We start from the raw sequence: 14470 nt of genomic DNA, 5'->3' as shown, positions 1-14470 counted from the left end.
TTGCCAACGAGCGCCGCTAGCTCAACTGGCAGAGCAGCGGACTCTTAATCCGCGGGTTCGGGGTTCGAGTCCCTGGCGGCGCACCAGCAATAGTGGCCCTGACCTGGTGATTTGCACCGGGTCGGGGCCACTTCTTTATTCCCGGCCTTCGATGGTGCTCCGTGGGTGCTCGGGAGCCGTTGGACCGGTTGCTGTTCGCCGGGACACGGGGCGGTGCTCGTGAACGTTGGTGACTGCCGCGCGGTGCACCTGACGAGAGCTCGCCGTGGAGCGCCGCTGAGGGCAGCGGGCGTTGTGGGGTGGGCAGGAATCGTCGTTCGTCTGGTATCGATGCATGCGGTCCGAACGTAGGATGCGCGCGTGTTGTCGATCGACAAGAAGAAGTTCGCAGCCGGTGTCCGGTGGTGGCAGACGAAGACGAATTGGCCGAACGACTTCCACAACAGCGACTACGAGGTACTGGCCGCCCAGAACCCGGATGGAGATTTCCGGGACAACTGGTGGGCGGGCTTCCTGCCCCGGTTGACCGCGTGGAAGGCGTTGCGGCCGCTCTCCCAAGCCGACGTGACCGATCGGTTGCACGAACATCGGGACGACCTGACCCGGACCTGGCATCAAGCGTGCGCGCCGATAAAGGACCTGGACATCACCGGCGTGACCTGGGATCAAGTGCGGACGTTCCCCGAGGTGGCCGCGCGGATCAAGCCGACGAAGTCGGGGTCCGCGGTGTTTCCGTCGAAGTTCTGCCACTTCCTGCTTCCCCGGATTTTCCCAGTCTTCGACAACGCGGCGGTCGGTGGTTCTCGCACCTTTGAGGCGTACTTTAATTTGATCAAAACCACCTGGGAGGCCACGCCCGCTGCGCTTCAAGCCGAGCTGGTCGCGGAGCTGTCCCAGCTCATCGAGGACCATGGGCGGGGTCCTCTGTACGAGGGCTTCCCGATGGCAACCAAGATCACCGAGCTTGCGCTCATCGGATCTCGCCACTCGTGACGTTCGCCGCTCGTGACGTCATCTGAGGGTTGTACTGCACAACATCGTCAGGGCATCGAGGCGGGCACAGTGTCCCAGGACCTCTTGGTCGACTCTGTCGAGCTGGCCGTATTCATCGAGAAAGCTCCTGCTGAGAGAAGGGTGGCAGGGCCACATGCGAGTGGCGAGGCGTACGAGATCGCGCGCGGCCAGGTCGTAACGGCTGTGCTCGAAGTCGATGAGCCGGACGATGCCGTCGTCACCATGAATCAGGTTGCGGGGCATGAAGTCGAGATGGCACGGGACGGCTGGTAGGGGTGCAAGGTCCTGCAGGGCTCGCATGTGAGCGCGTACCTCAGCTCGGTAGCTGGGCGTGATTCGATCTCCGGCATGGTGGATCCAGTACTCGGCGCGTTCGGCGAGCCAGGCCGTCCAGTCCGGTTCGAAGCGGGAAGGTCCGGCGGCGTGCAACGTCCTGAGTAGCTGTCCTGCCTGCCGGTACGCGTTTTGCTCGGCCGCGGGGTCGAGCTGCCGCTGGCTGAGTGGGACGCCCGTTACGGCGGTGATGACGATGGCCGGTGGGTCATCGGTCGTTGCGAGCAGTCGGGGTGCCCCGTCTCCGAGGGCGGGGACCCAGGTGCGGTAAGCGTGGACTTCCTGGACGTGGCGTGCGGGCCTGCGGTGGATTTTGACGATCACCTCACCCTGCGCGGTCGTCGAGGCGCGTAGGGCGCGAGTGCCGCCGTGGCCGGGGTGCCAGCTCACGGGCTTGGCGTCGGTGTCGAGGAGACGTTGGCAGAGCGCGAGGTGAACGTTGAGGTCAGTCACGGCGGGGTCGAAGGTGTCGGGTGTCGTTGTGGGTGACGAGCTGCCAGATGGTGCGGCCGAAGCGGTTGGTTGGCCGCTGCCACTGGGCGACGGAGGCATGGTCGGTGACAAAGCCGAGCCGCAGGCAGGCGTTCCGGGGGAGGCCGAGGAGTAGGGTGTGCGCCGCTTCGACGGTTTCGCCGTGAGCGGCGAGGATGATGCGCTCACCGTCGTGGCGGCCGAGGATCTTCTGTAGTGCTGCGGTGGCTCGATCGAGGTATTCGTTCCAGGTTTCCGAGTCGGGGGCGTACTGGCGGTCAGGGTTGTGCTGGGGCGGCCCTTGGAAAGAAGTCTTGACGTCTGCCCAGGGTCGGCCGTCGGCGTCGCCGTGGTCAGGGCCGCGGAGGTCCGGGTCGATGGTGGCGGGCAAGCGCAGGGCTCGGGTGATGATCTCGGCGGTCTGGGCTACGCGGAGTCGGGGTGTGGCGTAGAAGGCGGCATATGGTCGGTGGGCGTGCTCGGCGGCCAGCCGGGCGGCGAGTTGTTCCGCCTGGTGCCGGCCGAGGTCCGTGAGGCCGGTGCAGCCGTGTTCACCGCCGACGATTCCGGCGACGTTGCAGGCGGCTTCGCCGTGGCGAGCAATGACAAGTTCGGTTGTCGGGGCCATTCGGGGGTTCCTCCTCAGGTCGGTTCGGTGAGGAACGGGTCCGGCCAAGGCCGGACGGTGGGCCAGGGGTGCCGGTATCCGTTGCGGCCGAAATATCGCAGAGTCAGCAGGTGGTGCAGCTCGGCGTACCGTTTCAAGTCGGCCGAGCTGCAGATCTGAGGCGCGACAGCGACGCGGTAGGCGCGCAGACAGCGAGTGATCGATTGGTCAGCGAGGCGGCCGTAGGTCATGGATGCGGTGACCAGGAGGCCAGCCAGGTCGTAGCCGAAGGGCGCGAGTGTCAGGTCGTCGAAGTCGACGACGGCGATCTCGTTGCCGTTCGCAAGATAGTTCCGGATGTTCGGGTCCTTGAAGAACGTCACGGACTCCCCGGCTCTGTCGAGTACGGCGTTGATGACCGATCCGTGGATGCCCGCCGCGGCTGCGGCGTGGTGTAGCGCCGCCTGACGCGGGCTGGCGAAGTCGGGGATCACGAGTCCGGTCGAGGTGATGTGGGGTTGATCAAGACGGGCGGTCCGAAGTTCATTTCGGTGCGCGGCAGCGTGGAGCCGGCCGAGTGCTGCGGCGGCCCACGGAAGATCATCCACTTTCGGTGTGTGCCCCGAAAGCCGCTCGAAGATCAGATGCCGGCGGCCCCGCGCGACCAGCGCAGGTAGGCGTACGCCGGAGCCCAGGCCGGCCAGCCAGGCGTGGTGAGCGGCGGCGGCGGTGCAGCGTTCCGGGTCGTCGTACCGCTTGACGAAGGGGCCGCCACTCATGGCTGCACGGCCACGGCGTAGCTGACGGTGGATCGGGTCGTGTAGGGCGGTGGGGCCAGCCGCTGCTGCAGGGCCGCTGCGAGGGCGGGGATCCCGCCGGTCAGGGTGATCCGGAATTTGGGTGTGGTGGTGAGGTAGCGGGCGAGGTGCGTGGCGTCCGCGAAGTGGAAGATGTGTTCCTCGTGCTGGACGTCGAGGACGGTCAGGTTGGTGGCGGCGATGGTGTGCAGGTTGCCGCTGTGGAAGCTCTCGTAGAGGCTCGGTCGGCTGATGGCGTGCGGGTCGAGGCCTGCGGCGTGGACCAGATGGTCGAGTTCGGCGTAGCTGTCCAGCGACTTGGTGACCAGGACGGCTGTACCGCCGGGGCGTAGGCAGCGGGCGATTTCGGCGATGGCCCCGGCCGGCGTCGGCGAGTGGTACAGGCAGAAGGCGGCGACTGCGGCGTCAGCCACTTTGTCGGGTAGGGGTAGGTGGTGGAAGTCGGCGCAGATCATGAAGCCTCGCGCGCTGGCGTGGCCGAGGCGGTCGCGGGTGGTGTCAAGCAGTGCGGTCGAGGCGTCCACGGCGACGAGCTGCCGGGGACGGAGCCGGTCGGCCAAGCGCAGGGTTGTGGTGCCGCGCCCGCAACCGATGTCGAGCACGGCCGCCCCGGGTGGGACCCGGGTGGCGAGTAGGTCGGTGATCGTGTCGGCGACGTCGCTTCCGCTGATCTTGGCGCGATGCAGCGCGTGGGTGCGGTCGGCAAGCCGGCCGTTGCCCCGGTAGAGGTCGCCGTGGACCAGCGTGGGGTCAAGGAACGGGTTGGCCGACATCCGGCGCCTCCCGTTCCGCTGCCGTCAGGTCTCGGGCTGGTGCTCGTCGTGGACGCGTTTGATCAGTTGAGTGGCCTGGTGACGGCTGGTGAGGGTGATCAAGCGGACGTGGGGCCCGTGCTCGCGGAGTAAGTTCAGGACTCGCGGGCGCATGGTGCGCCGGTAGCCGAGGATGTAGCGGACGAAGTTCCAGGTGATGCGGTCGTAGACGCCGTCCTGTTGGTGTTGCCCGCCCCGGTAGCGCCAGCGGCGCTGGACGATGCCCCATAGGCAGGTCCGGGCCGGTATGTCGAGGAAGATCACGGTGTCGGCGGCGGCGAGCCGGATCGGCAGGGTGCCGGCATAGTTGCCCTCGATGATCCATCGTTCGCCAGCGACGAGTTTCTCCTGCTGGGCGGCGAACTCGTCCTGCGGTAAGGGGTTCCAGTGCTCGTCGTAGTAGGTCGCGTCGAGGTGCGTCAACGGCGCGTCGAGGATCCGGGCCAGCTGGCGTGCGACGGTGGACTTGCCGCTGCCGCCGCAGCCGATGATGGCGATCCTGTCCATGGTGCTCCAGCGTAGAGGTGTAGTGCGCTCGTCCGGTGGTGACACGGTGGGTCATGACGGCACCGACTCCGGGTGATGTAGCAGGTAGGTGAGAACCTTAAGCTGGGTCGAGAGCCGAAACGGGTCGAGGCGCCGTAGACACCCCGCGATCAGGCTGGCGTGGTCACCGGTGCCGGCGATCTCGCTGAGCCAGCCGATGCGATGCCGCACGTCCGTGGCGTCGCGGACGATCAGCGACGAGGGAACAAGGGCATCGGCGCCGCGGACGTCACGAGGCAGCAGGGGCACGCAGCCAGCAAGGACGGCCTCGAAGATTCGTTGGGTCATCTGCCCTGCTTCGGCGTACCGGGCGGGCAGCAGCAGGACAGTGGCGAGCGCGTCGGCGTAGATCGCGGACACCCTGGGGAACGGAACGCGGCCGATGAAGTTCAGATCCGGCCAGCGTCTGGTGTCGGCCCACTTGCCCGCGATCAGGTGAGGCAGTTGGGCGGCTGCCGGCGCGAAGTAGGTGTCGAACACGTGGTCACGGTCGTACTGGTTGCCGACGTAGACCAGCGGGGTGCGGCGGGGCAGGGCCGCCAGCGCAGCCGGGTCAGCGGCGTCGATAGCCGTGTCGGCGACCGGGAAAAGCAGCGGTACTGCGCCCGGAGTCGGGTGCAGAGCGGGCTCACAGACCATGATGTTGCGGGCACGGCGGAGGGGGTCCGTTGCGGGAAGCCGGCGGTCCTTGTCCCACAGGAGCGTCGGGGTGCCGACCCGGTAGGTGTAGTGGTCAAGCAGCTCGACCTGCCGATGCAGGTCGCAGGTGTGGCCGGGTCGCCCGCAGATGGTGGTGCTACGACCGGGAATGGGCCAGCGCCATTCGAGGAACAGCGCGTCGAGGTCGGGCAGGCCTACGTCCCAGCGGTAGTGGCCGGTGAGATCGTCGCCGGCCTCGCACAGGTCCCGGTTTGGTTGAAGGAAGACGATGTCGTGGCCGGCTGCACGTAGCCCGTCGACCAAGGTCCGGCGGTGGCTGCGGCCCCCGTCCGGGGTGTCGGTGATGCCAGGGCCGAGGAACCCCCAGAAGCTGTAGCCAATTCTCACTTGGTCACCCACCAGCCTTCGATGAGCAGCGCGTTCAGGCCGGACTCGGTGAGGCAGTCCAAGGCCATCTCTGGTGCGCCGCAGATCGGCTTGCCCTTGATGTTCAGCGAGGTGTTGATCAGCACGGGGTGGCCGGTGAGCTCGCCGAAGCGGGTGAGAACGTCGGCGAGGAAGGGGTGCTGCTCGCGCGTGACGGTCTGAACCCGGGCGGTGCCGTTGACGTGCACGATCGCGGGTAGCTTGTTGCGGGTCAGCTCGGTCACGGGAGCCGCGAGCGACATGTACGGCGACGGTTGGCGTAGCCGGAAGTAGTCGGTGGCCTTGTCGGCGAGTACGACAGGGGCGAAAGGTCGAAACGGTTCACGGAACTTGACGGTGGCGTTGAGCCGCTCGACCACACCGGCCTCCAGGGGAGAGGCGAGGATCGACCGGTGCCCCAGTGCCCGTGGGCCGGCCTCCAGCGCGCCGGTGAACAACCCCACGATCGCCCCGTCGGCTAACTGCCGGGCCAGATGTTGGACAGGTTCGGCGGGTCGGCTCGCGTGCAGTCCCGCGCGCGGTGCTGCCGGTAGTGCCAGGTCGGGATAGGCGGGGCCGAGGTAGCAGTGATGGCGGAGGCCGGTGGGTGGACGGCTGGTTACGTCGAGCCAGGCGTGGGCGGCGGCGCCGATCGCGGTGCCCGCATCGCCGGGGGCGGGCGGTACATGCACCTCGTCAACGATGCCGGCCTGGGCGATGAGGCCGGCGCTGACGCAGTTCATCGCAACTCCACCACCCAGGCAGAGCAGCCCCGAGCCGGTCAGCCGGCGGGCCTGCGCGGCGAGATGCAGCATCACCTGCTCGGTGCGTTCCTGCAGCGCAGTGGCCAGGTCGGCATGCACAGGCTCTACCGGTGCCGTCGGCGTGCGGGGCGGGCACGTTGCGACGGTGAACGCGCGCGTGACCCGGCCGTAGCGGCTGGCGAGCACCCGCAGGGCGATCAGCGCTGGGTCGAGGGTGAACCCGTCGGTGGTGAGCCGGATCGCCCGGGACATCAGCTCTCGGAACCGGGCGGGGTCGCCGAGGGCGGCCAGCGCCATCACGGTGCCTTCCTCGTCGCCGCGGCGCCAGCCGAGGTGTTCGGTGACCGCACCGTAGGCGTAGCCAAGGGAGGCGGGGTCGTCGATCGCGTGTGCCAGGTCGAGGCTGAGCCGCGAGTTGCGTTGACGGGCGTGCCAGGTGGTGGTGGTCTGCAACTCGCCGAGGCTATCGACGATCAGGACCGCCGCGTCGTCCACACCGGCGGCGGCGAAGGCGTACAGGGCATGCGCGCGATGGTGCGGCACTGGCTGGAGGTGTGCGCGTGGGAAACGCTCGGCCAGGTCTCGCATCCGGGCCTGGTAGCGGCGGTGGACCGTGGTGAAGCTGCGGGCCCGTGGTACGGCTCGGGCGCGGCTGGCAGCCTGTCGCAGATGGGTCGGCAGTTGACCCAGCGCGCGTAGGTAGCGGCGCCCGTCGAAGTTGTACGCGACCGTGGTCACGTCCGACGGTGTCAGGCCGGCCTCGTCGAGCAGCCAGGCGACACCGTGTGCCGGGTAGGCCTTGCTGTGCTTGACCCCGTCTAGCCGTTCCTCCTCGACGAAGCCGATCAGGTGGCCGTCGACCAGCAGCGCCGCCGCCGAGTCATGCGTGTACGCGCACAGCCCAAGCACCACATCCGCAGTCATGCCAGCTCCGGCGATACGAGGGCCGGCCGGGTGAGGTGCTGATACCAGGCGACAAGGGAAGCGCCGAGCGGCCCCGGTGTGTCGTGGGCGAACTTGCGCGCCAGGTCCCGCTCGCCGAGCTTCCATTTCCGGTAGCTGGTAAGCACTTGTCCGAACGTGTCCCACGGGGTGCCGTCGGACATGTTGCCTTCGCTACCGATGATCTGCGCGAGGACGGCGTCCAGGCTGGGCCAGGTCACGGCGATCGGTTCCATCTCGGTGACGATCGGCTCGTGGTGGAGGCATTCGGCAGCGGCCGGCGCGTGCTCGGCGTACAGGTGCAGCGAGTCGACGTGATGGTGGTACTCGCCGACCTCGACGCCGAGCCAGCCGGCCATCAATTCGTGCAGCAGCGTGGTGGCGAAGATGTCGTACGGGAAGCCGAGCCACAGGTCTTGGCTGCGCATGCTGGTGTGCATGACGAGCCGGCCCTGCCGGATGAAGAACCGGTATCCGAGGGTGCACGGCACGTCCCGGTAGCCTCGGTGATCACGGGCCGGGTCGAAGATCTGGACGACCGCCTGCCGCGACTGCCGGTCGACCGTCAGCTTCCGCACGACCGTGTCGAGCTGGTCGACGCTGCCATCCCAGCGGCGAATCCGGGGCCCGTACGCGCCCTGCAGCACGCCGTCGTCGGCGTATCGGCGCAGGTTGTCGTTGAAGTCGAAGATCCATGGATCGTCCGAGCCAGACAGAATCCACAGCGCCTCCGCGACCGCGAACGCCGGATTGATCACCCGAATGGGCGCAACGGCAACCAACCGGCGACGCGGGTTCGTCAGGCACAGATGTGCGCCGACGACCTCGGTGGTCGTCAGGTCGCGCGGAGCGACCAGTTTGCCGTTGAGAAGGACCGCCTGGCAGGCCGCAGCGAACAACTCGCTCGCGGAATCCGCAGTGAGAACGATCATGAGGGTTCCTTCGCAGTCAGGAGGTGAAGGTGGCGAGCCGGTCATGGGAGAGGCTGACCAGCCACGCGGACTGGCGGGCCAGGCCCTCGTGCAGTCCGACAGTCGGCCAATAGCCGAGCAGTCGGCCCGCGAGGGTCAGGTCCGCTGAGGTCGCTGGAACGTCTCCGGGTTGGGCGTTCGCCGCCTGGACGTGGATGTGCCGGCCGGTGACCGTCGACGCCTCCTGGATCACGCCCCGCATGGAGACGCTCGCCCCGCCACCGACGTTGACCACCGCCCAGCTGGCGTCGACGTGGGCGGCGGCGACCGTCGCGGCGACGACGTCGCTGATGTAGGTGAACTCCCGCCGCTGGCTGCCATCGCCGAAGAGCGTGACCGGCAAACCGGTATAGGCGGCGAACAACAGCCGGCCGATCGCCATGTCCGGCCGCTGCCGTGGCCCGTACACCGTGAAGTAACGCAACGCCACGACGCTGAGCTGGCTGTCGGGGCGGCGGGCGTAGGCCAGGCAGAGCTGCTCGGCGGCGAGCTTGCTCACCCCGTACGGCGAGACCGGGCACGTCGGGTCGGCCTCGCGGCTGGGCCGGTCCGCCGGGCCGTAGACGCTGGACGACGAGGCGTAGACCAACCGCCGTACGCCCGAGCGAGCGCAGGCGTCGAGGAGCCGGTGGGTGCCGAGCACGTTGGCTTGGGCGTAGTCGACGAAGTCCGCGCCCCACGACGAGCGGACACCCGGCCGGGCTGCCAGGTGGAAAACGGTGTCGCAGCCGTCCACCGCGTCGTCGAGTTGGTCAACGGACAAGTCCCGGCACAGCGGCGTGAACAGTGGGCTTCCGACCGCCGTCGCCAGGTTCTCGTCGGCGATCGCATGCTCGCCCAGCCGGCGGCGATCCAAGCCGACCACCTCCACGCCCCGGGACAACAGCGCGTCGACCAGGTGCGAGCCGATGAACCCGGCCGCACCGGTCACCACCACCCGGGTCATCATCGGTGCCCGTCGGTGAGAGATGGTTGCCCGAGCGCGCGTTGCCACGCGTAGGTGAGCAGGGGAGGCTCGGTGGAAAGGACCCGCGCTCGTCCGGTCGCGGTCGCCATCCGGCGCGACGCCGCCGGACGTGAGGTGTCGGTGGCGCGCGTGGAGGTTCGCCACCAGACAGATGACGCCCGGGAATCGGCGGGAGGGAAGCCCGCTGTTGCTGTCGGTCCTGAAGGAATGCTGCCCGGGCCCGCCCCTGTGAGCGGGTAGGGGCGACTGTCCGCCTTCAACCCGTTCACCTCGCAGATACGTTGCCATAGGTCCCCCAAAGGTCATCGATTGGTGGGTGCGGCGGCGGCCAGCACGTCGTGCGAGCTCGCTCCAGCCGACAGTGATGGCCGCCGCCGTCGCCCGGGACCCGACGGCCCGGTCATCGCGGCGCGGACTGTCGCATCCCTCGATGGACAGATTGGCCGTCGTCGGCAGCCAGGTTGAAGTCCTTGCCCGTCAGCCGGCGTCAGCGGACACGGAGCCGCGGGGCGAGTACGCAGCTGACACCCCGATAGGGTTCGGGCATGAGTACCGAGGCGCGGCGGGCCAGTGAGTGGACCATCCACGGCGAACGGGTCGTTGACGACACCAGGCGGGCAGTCCTCGGAATCGCAGACGTCGAACTGCCCGACGGCGTCCGGTTCGAGCAGTACGTCCTGCGGGTACCGCCAGCCGCGATGGTCATCGTCCTCGATGACGCCGAGCGCGTCCTCATGATGTGGAGACACCGGTTCGTCATCGACCGGTGGGTCTGGGAACTCCCCGGCGGCTACCTCGACCCAGACGAGGACCCGGCAGCATGCGCGGCCCGAGAGGTCGAGGAGGAGACCGGCTGGCGACCGCGAACGATGGAACCGCTCCTCGGTTTCCAGCCCATGGTCGGCACCATCGACCAGCAGAACCTCGTCTTCCTGGCCCGGGGCGCCGACTTCACCGGCGCGGCCCCCGACATCAACGAAACCGAGCGGCTCAGCTGGATCCCGCTCGCCGAGGTGGAGCAGCGGATCCAAGCGGGAGAGATAGTCGGCGCGGGTTCCGTTGCCGGCCTACTCGCGGTCCTGTTGGCCAAGGCCACCGGGCGGGTCTAGACAGCCTGGAGCACCAGTCGAGCCCGATCAGTAAACTCCCGCACCGCAGGCAGTCCGACGTGCGGCGCGAGCCGATCCGCGAGGGCCGCGAGGTAGTCACGCGACCGGACCGACCCCAGTCCCTCAGCCGCCTCGACGGCCTGCATTCCCACCGAACTGGCCTGCTCCAGCTCCCCCGACTGGGCATGGGCGACAGCCAACAGGGCGAGGTTGAACTGCCGCCCCCGCGCATACCTGCGGCCGTCCATCTGCAGCGACCGCACCGCGAACCGCGCCGCCAGCTCACCGCGACCGAGCGCGGAGAAGCAGTGCCCGAACTTCGCCGCCAGGTAGGACTCGTCGAAGTAGCCGATCCACTGCGGGGCACTGGTGCGGTCCGCGCGGTCGAAAGCCCGTTCGGCCCGGTCAAGCGCCTCCGCGCACGCCGCCTCGTCACCACCGACGGCATGGCCCTGGGCCTCCAGAACAGCGGACTCGGCCTGGATGGCGCCCACCCCGGCCTCGGCGGCGGTACGCCCGGCAGCACGGGCCAGGTCGATCGCTTCCACCGAGGCGCCAAGATAGGCCGCCTGATGGCTCATCGCCGCAAGGATCTCCGCCCCCAGCGGCTGGTCGCCGGCCGCCGCGGCCAGCCGCAACGCCTGGACCAGGTACCGCTGCGCCAAACCGTGCAAGCCGATGTCGTACGACGTCCAGCCGGCGAGCTGGGTGGCCTCCGCCGCAGCAGAGAACAGCGCGGCGCCGGTGCGGGCGTCGTACCGGCCCTGCAGCATCGCCGCCACCTCGGAGTTGAGGAACCGGACCAGGCCGTCACGGACGTGGGCGCCGCCGTACTGGTTGTCCAGCGCCCGGTAGACGTTTGTAATCTGCCGGACCGTTTCGACGTCTGGTGCGCCCACGAGACGCTCGCCGTCCCCAGCGGGCCGCTCGTCGAGCCGCACGGTCAGCCACCGCAGCGCTGGAGTGAGAAACACCGCCGCACTGAAACCCGCACCTACCAGGAGATCTCGCCGTTGCATGTCTTCCCGCCAGAGCTTCGCCGCGACCGCCACACCGTGGCGCCAATCTGCGGCGAACTCTAGACCGGCCACCGGCATGTCGACCGGCTTCGCAGGCAACGTGGTCCGTCCGCCGCTGTCGGCTGACACCGCCCGGACAAGGGCGGACAGCTGCCCGTCTGCACCCAACGCGGCGTCGAGCAGGGCCGCAACGGACAGGCTCGGCCGTTTGCTGCCGGCCTCGAGGTCCCACAGGTACCCGTGCGAACAGTGGACCTGCTGGCCGAGCCGGCGAAGCGACAGTCCCCGCCGCTCGCGCAGCTCCTTCAAACGCGGCCCGAAGGCCGGGTCAACGGCGACGACCTGTCGCGTCATGGGCACGCTCCTTAGAGGAGATCGTGTTGCCTGATCGCCATCTGGTCGGGGTGACGATGTGGATTGACGGTACCCGTTTGAGCGCGACGACGGGACCACGAAACGTGTCGGTTGCCGCCGTGTCTACGGCTCAATGCGACCGGCTACCTGCTTGAGAACGCGACTCGATCCTCAAGGTAGACACCACCACGTCCGATAGCGGCGATGGCTGCGGCAACCCGCCGAGCCATCCGTGGGATCAATACGTCGCCCAAGCGCTCCGGTTCGACGAACTCGAACCGATCCAGTTCGTCCGGGCACAGTCGTAGCGTCGCGATCTGGTCCGCCGTCAGGACCCCGCCGTCGAACACGACATGAGGCGCCGTCCCATGGCGGATTCGTTGGGTTCGCCGGGATCGGCTGGGAGAAGCTCGCCGGTAAGCGTTGGGCTTGTCGTGACACAAGCCAGGGTGAGAGTCGCCGAGGCAATGGGGGTTCGGGTGGGTCCACCGAAGAAGAGGGACGAGGGCTGGTTCACCGGCCTCTACGTCGCCGAGTACGCGAACGTGGTGAGGTATGGCCTGCGCCGACTCGCGGACTCCGACGCGTCGGCGGAGCTCGCCCAGGAGGTCTTCGTCGTCGCCTGGCGTCGTCGTAACGAGGTGCCGGACCGCAGCCTGCCCTGGCTGTACGGGGTGGCCCGGCGGCTCCTTGCGAACCACTGGCGGTCGCGGCGCGGCGCCCCCGATGTCCTGCCCATCACTGGTGCCGACCTGGCACGGGTCGCCAGCTCGTCGGGTGCCGACACCACCCTCGGGGTCGCCGACGTCCGGGCCGCGCTGGCCATCCTCAGCGACCTCGATCAGGAAATTCTCCGGCTGATCGGCTGGGAGGAGTTGACGGTGTCCGAGGCGGCCCAGGTCCTTGGCTGCACTCGGGCGACCGCGGCAGTGCGCCTGCACCGCGCCCGCCGCCGCCTCGCCGAAGCGATGTCGGACCAGCCCGCTCAGTCCCGGCGCCGCCCCGTGTTGGCGACGACCACGCGAGAGGAACTGTGATGTTCGGAGCAGAGCGCACCCGTACCCTCCTCGGCCCGGTCGACCCGGCCCGGACCGCCGCCGTCGCGCCGCCGCTGGTCTCGGCACACGAGCTGATCGACCGCGCCGACACCACCGAGACGGTTGCCGGGCGTCGTCGCGTACGCCCGACCCGCCGGCTGGTTCTGACGGCGGGGACGCTGGCGGTCGCGGTCGGTGCCGTGGCCGTTCTCCAGCCGTTCGACAGGCCCTCACCGCACGTTCCGGGCGGGCCCGGGAGCACAGCGGGATCGGTGCTCGTGCCGGTCTCATACCAGTTCGATACGGACCCACCAGACGCTGGCCCGCAACTGCGCGCGCTGGCGGGCAAGATCAAGGACGCGGAGTACGACCGCGTCGGCGGGCGCTACATGTACCACCACACGAAGGTGTGGGGCGATCCGGTGATGACCTCCGCCGACGGCCGTCACCGGGTCGCCTTCGCCGGCGAGACGAAGGTCTGGCAGGCCGCCGACGGGACCGGCAGCCAGAGCAACAAACAGTTGGAGCCGCAGTACCCCGACCAGGAGTCCCGCGACTACTGGCAACGCAACCTGGACCCGCGTCCCGCAGTTGGCGCCACGGCGGCTCCGGCCATGATCCCGCTGCCGCCCGTGGAGCTCACGCCACCGTCGGCCGACCCGTCGCGGCTGCGCGAACTGCTCAAGGTCGAGTACGGGCCGGGCGCCGCGAGCAAGGAAGTCAGCACTCTCTACGCGCAGTTCGTCGTACCGCGTGCGGCCCGAGCGGAGATCCTGCGGGTCCTCGCCGACGTGCCCGGCTTCCGCTGGCGGGGGCAGGTGACGGATCGCGCCGGTCGGGACGGGGTCGCCGTCACCTTCGACGACCGCGAACACGACGCGCAGTCTCTCCTGATCTTCGACCCGAAGACGGGTGAGCTGCTCGCCCACGAGCGACTGACGCTGTCGCCCGTGCGGATCAGCGCGTACCAGGTGATCCTCGATGCCGCCTGGACTGATCGAACGGGTTGAACGCCGAACTCCGGGGCCGCTCCTTCCGGGAGCGGCCCCGCCGCAATCTCGGGCCAGAGCTGTGGCCGGACAGGCCGCGCACGTTGTTACTTCAAGTAACCATCGTGTCGATGCGTGGCGCATCACCGCCGAGTCGGGACGGGCTTGTCGCGCGCCTTGAAAGATCAGCGCCGCAGTGCGGCGCCGACCGTAGAGATCAACTATTGGCGGTCTGATTTGACCGTACCGCGTTTTCTGTCCTCGGCTCTTCGGCTGATTCACTGAACAGTGATCTCCAAAATCAGCCCCGAAACCACGGTTTGGGTATGTGGGGTGCTCGCACGGTCCGTCGACGCCTCGCCCAACGGCCCACGGCGAGCGCTGTCTCCCATCACGGCGGTCCCGGCTTACCGATCTCCCGGCCGAAACATCGACCACTCTCCGTTACGGCTGTGGGAAACAGGATGTCGGACCGCCGGTACGCGGAGGGATCATCGAGGGATGGGAGACCAGGGTGCCACGCGGCGGTTGTCCCCGCGGCGGTGGCGGATCCTGTCGTACCTCGCGCAGCAGGTTGAGCCACCCCCGCTTTCATGGAGCTTCTTGATCATGGTCTGATGGCCGTGGGGAGGAAGTCGTCCGTGGCAGCACC

General features: G+C 68.6%; 14 protein-coding genes and 1 tRNA gene. 5 read left to right on the top strand and 10 right to left on the bottom strand.

What is annotated here, in order from left to right; genetic code table 11:
* Nucleotides 1-10: 10 nt before the first annotated feature.
* Both ACTMS2_RS03825 and ACTMS2_RS03820 read left to right on the top strand, forming a co-directional pair.
* Nucleotides 11-86: transfer RNA gene (locus ACTMS2_RS03825), tRNA-Lys, on the top strand.
* 274 nt (nt 87-360) lie between these two features.
* Nucleotides 361-993, top strand: coding sequence for a hypothetical protein (locus ACTMS2_RS03820; RefSeq protein WP_441174119.1), 633 nt, complete (start codon nt 361-363; stop codon nt 991-993).
* An 18-nt stretch (nt 994-1011) separates the two neighbouring features.
* Here the strand turns inward: ACTMS2_RS03820 and ACTMS2_RS03815 are convergent, their stop codons facing one another.
* The 9 genes from ACTMS2_RS03815 to ACTMS2_RS03775 are packed head-to-tail and all read right to left on the bottom strand — an operon-like array spanning nt 1012 to nt 9292.
* Complete coding sequence (locus tag ACTMS2_RS03815) at nt 1012-1800, bottom strand: aminoglycoside phosphotransferase family protein (protein WP_441174118.1); 789 nt, start codon at nt 1798-1800, stop codon at nt 1012-1014.
* Nucleotides 1793-2446: a histidine phosphatase family protein gene (locus ACTMS2_RS03810; protein WP_441174117.1), complete on the bottom strand. Its 654-nt coding sequence runs from the start codon at nt 2444-2446 to the stop codon at nt 1793-1795. The genes ACTMS2_RS03815 and ACTMS2_RS03810 overlap by 8 nt, the downstream gene beginning before the upstream one ends.
* A gap of 14 nt (nt 2447-2460) precedes the next feature.
* Entirely contained in the window at nt 2461-3204 is a 744-nt protein-coding gene (locus ACTMS2_RS03805) for a phosphotransferase (protein ID WP_441174116.1), read from the bottom strand.
* Nucleotides 3201-4016, bottom strand: coding sequence for a class I SAM-dependent methyltransferase (locus tag ACTMS2_RS03800; protein WP_441174115.1), 816 nt, complete (start codon nt 4014-4016; stop codon nt 3201-3203). The genes ACTMS2_RS03805 and ACTMS2_RS03800 overlap by 4 nt, the downstream gene beginning before the upstream one ends.
* 24 nt (nt 4017-4040) lie before the next feature.
* A complete protein-coding gene (locus tag ACTMS2_RS03795) occupies nt 4041-4562 on the bottom strand; it encodes a topology modulation protein (RefSeq protein ID WP_441174114.1) in 522 nt (173 codons plus the stop codon).
* 51 nt (nt 4563-4613) lie between these two features.
* On the bottom strand, nt 4614-5648 hold the full coding sequence (locus ACTMS2_RS03790; protein WP_441174112.1) for a hypothetical protein: 1035 nt from the start codon (nt 5646-5648) through the stop codon (nt 4614-4616).
* Complete coding sequence (locus ACTMS2_RS03785; protein ID WP_441174111.1) at nt 5645-7354, bottom strand: carbamoyltransferase family protein; 1710 nt, start codon at nt 7352-7354, stop codon at nt 5645-5647. The genes ACTMS2_RS03790 and ACTMS2_RS03785 overlap by 4 nt, the downstream gene beginning before the upstream one ends.
* Nucleotides 7351-8304: a thymidylate synthase gene (locus tag ACTMS2_RS03780; protein ID WP_441174109.1), complete on the bottom strand. Its 954-nt coding sequence runs from the start codon at nt 8302-8304 to the stop codon at nt 7351-7353. Before ACTMS2_RS03780 ends, ACTMS2_RS03785 begins: the two co-directional genes overlap by 4 nt.
* A 16-nt stretch (nt 8305-8320) precedes the next feature.
* Nucleotides 8321-9292, bottom strand: coding sequence for an NAD-dependent epimerase/dehydratase family protein (locus tag ACTMS2_RS03775; RefSeq protein WP_441174108.1), 972 nt, complete (start codon nt 9290-9292; stop codon nt 8321-8323).
* A 563-nt stretch (nt 9293-9855) separates the two neighbouring features.
* Between ACTMS2_RS03775 and ACTMS2_RS03770 the strand changes: the two genes are divergently transcribed.
* Complete coding sequence (locus ACTMS2_RS03770) at nt 9856-10419, top strand: NUDIX hydrolase (RefSeq protein WP_441174107.1); 564 nt, start codon at nt 9856-9858, stop codon at nt 10417-10419.
* Here ACTMS2_RS03770 and ACTMS2_RS03765 read toward each other — a convergent pair.
* Nucleotides 10416-11792 (bottom strand): helix-turn-helix domain-containing protein, encoded by a 1377-nt coding sequence (locus ACTMS2_RS03765; RefSeq protein WP_441174106.1) that lies wholly within the window; start codon nt 11790-11792, stop codon nt 10416-10418. The genes ACTMS2_RS03770 and ACTMS2_RS03765 overlap by 4 nt on opposite strands.
* A gap of 479 nt (nt 11793-12271) precedes the next feature.
* Between ACTMS2_RS03765 and ACTMS2_RS03760 the strand changes: the two genes are divergently transcribed.
* Nucleotides 12272-12829, top strand: coding sequence for an RNA polymerase sigma factor (locus ACTMS2_RS03760; RefSeq protein ID WP_441174105.1), 558 nt, complete (start codon nt 12272-12274; stop codon nt 12827-12829).
* A complete protein-coding gene (locus ACTMS2_RS03755; RefSeq protein ID WP_441174104.1) occupies nt 12829-13839 on the top strand; it encodes a CU044_5270 family protein in 1011 nt (336 codons plus the stop codon). Before ACTMS2_RS03760 ends, ACTMS2_RS03755 begins: the two co-directional genes overlap by 1 nt.
* Nucleotides 13840-14470 lie beyond the last annotated feature (631 nt).

Origin of the sequence: Micromonospora sp. SD12 (assembly GCF_052068495.1) — a bacterium.
GTDB lineage: Bacteria > Actinomycetota > Actinomycetes > Mycobacteriales > Micromonosporaceae > Micromonospora > Micromonospora echinofusca.
This window is presented reverse-complemented; position numbering and strand designations above follow the sequence as displayed.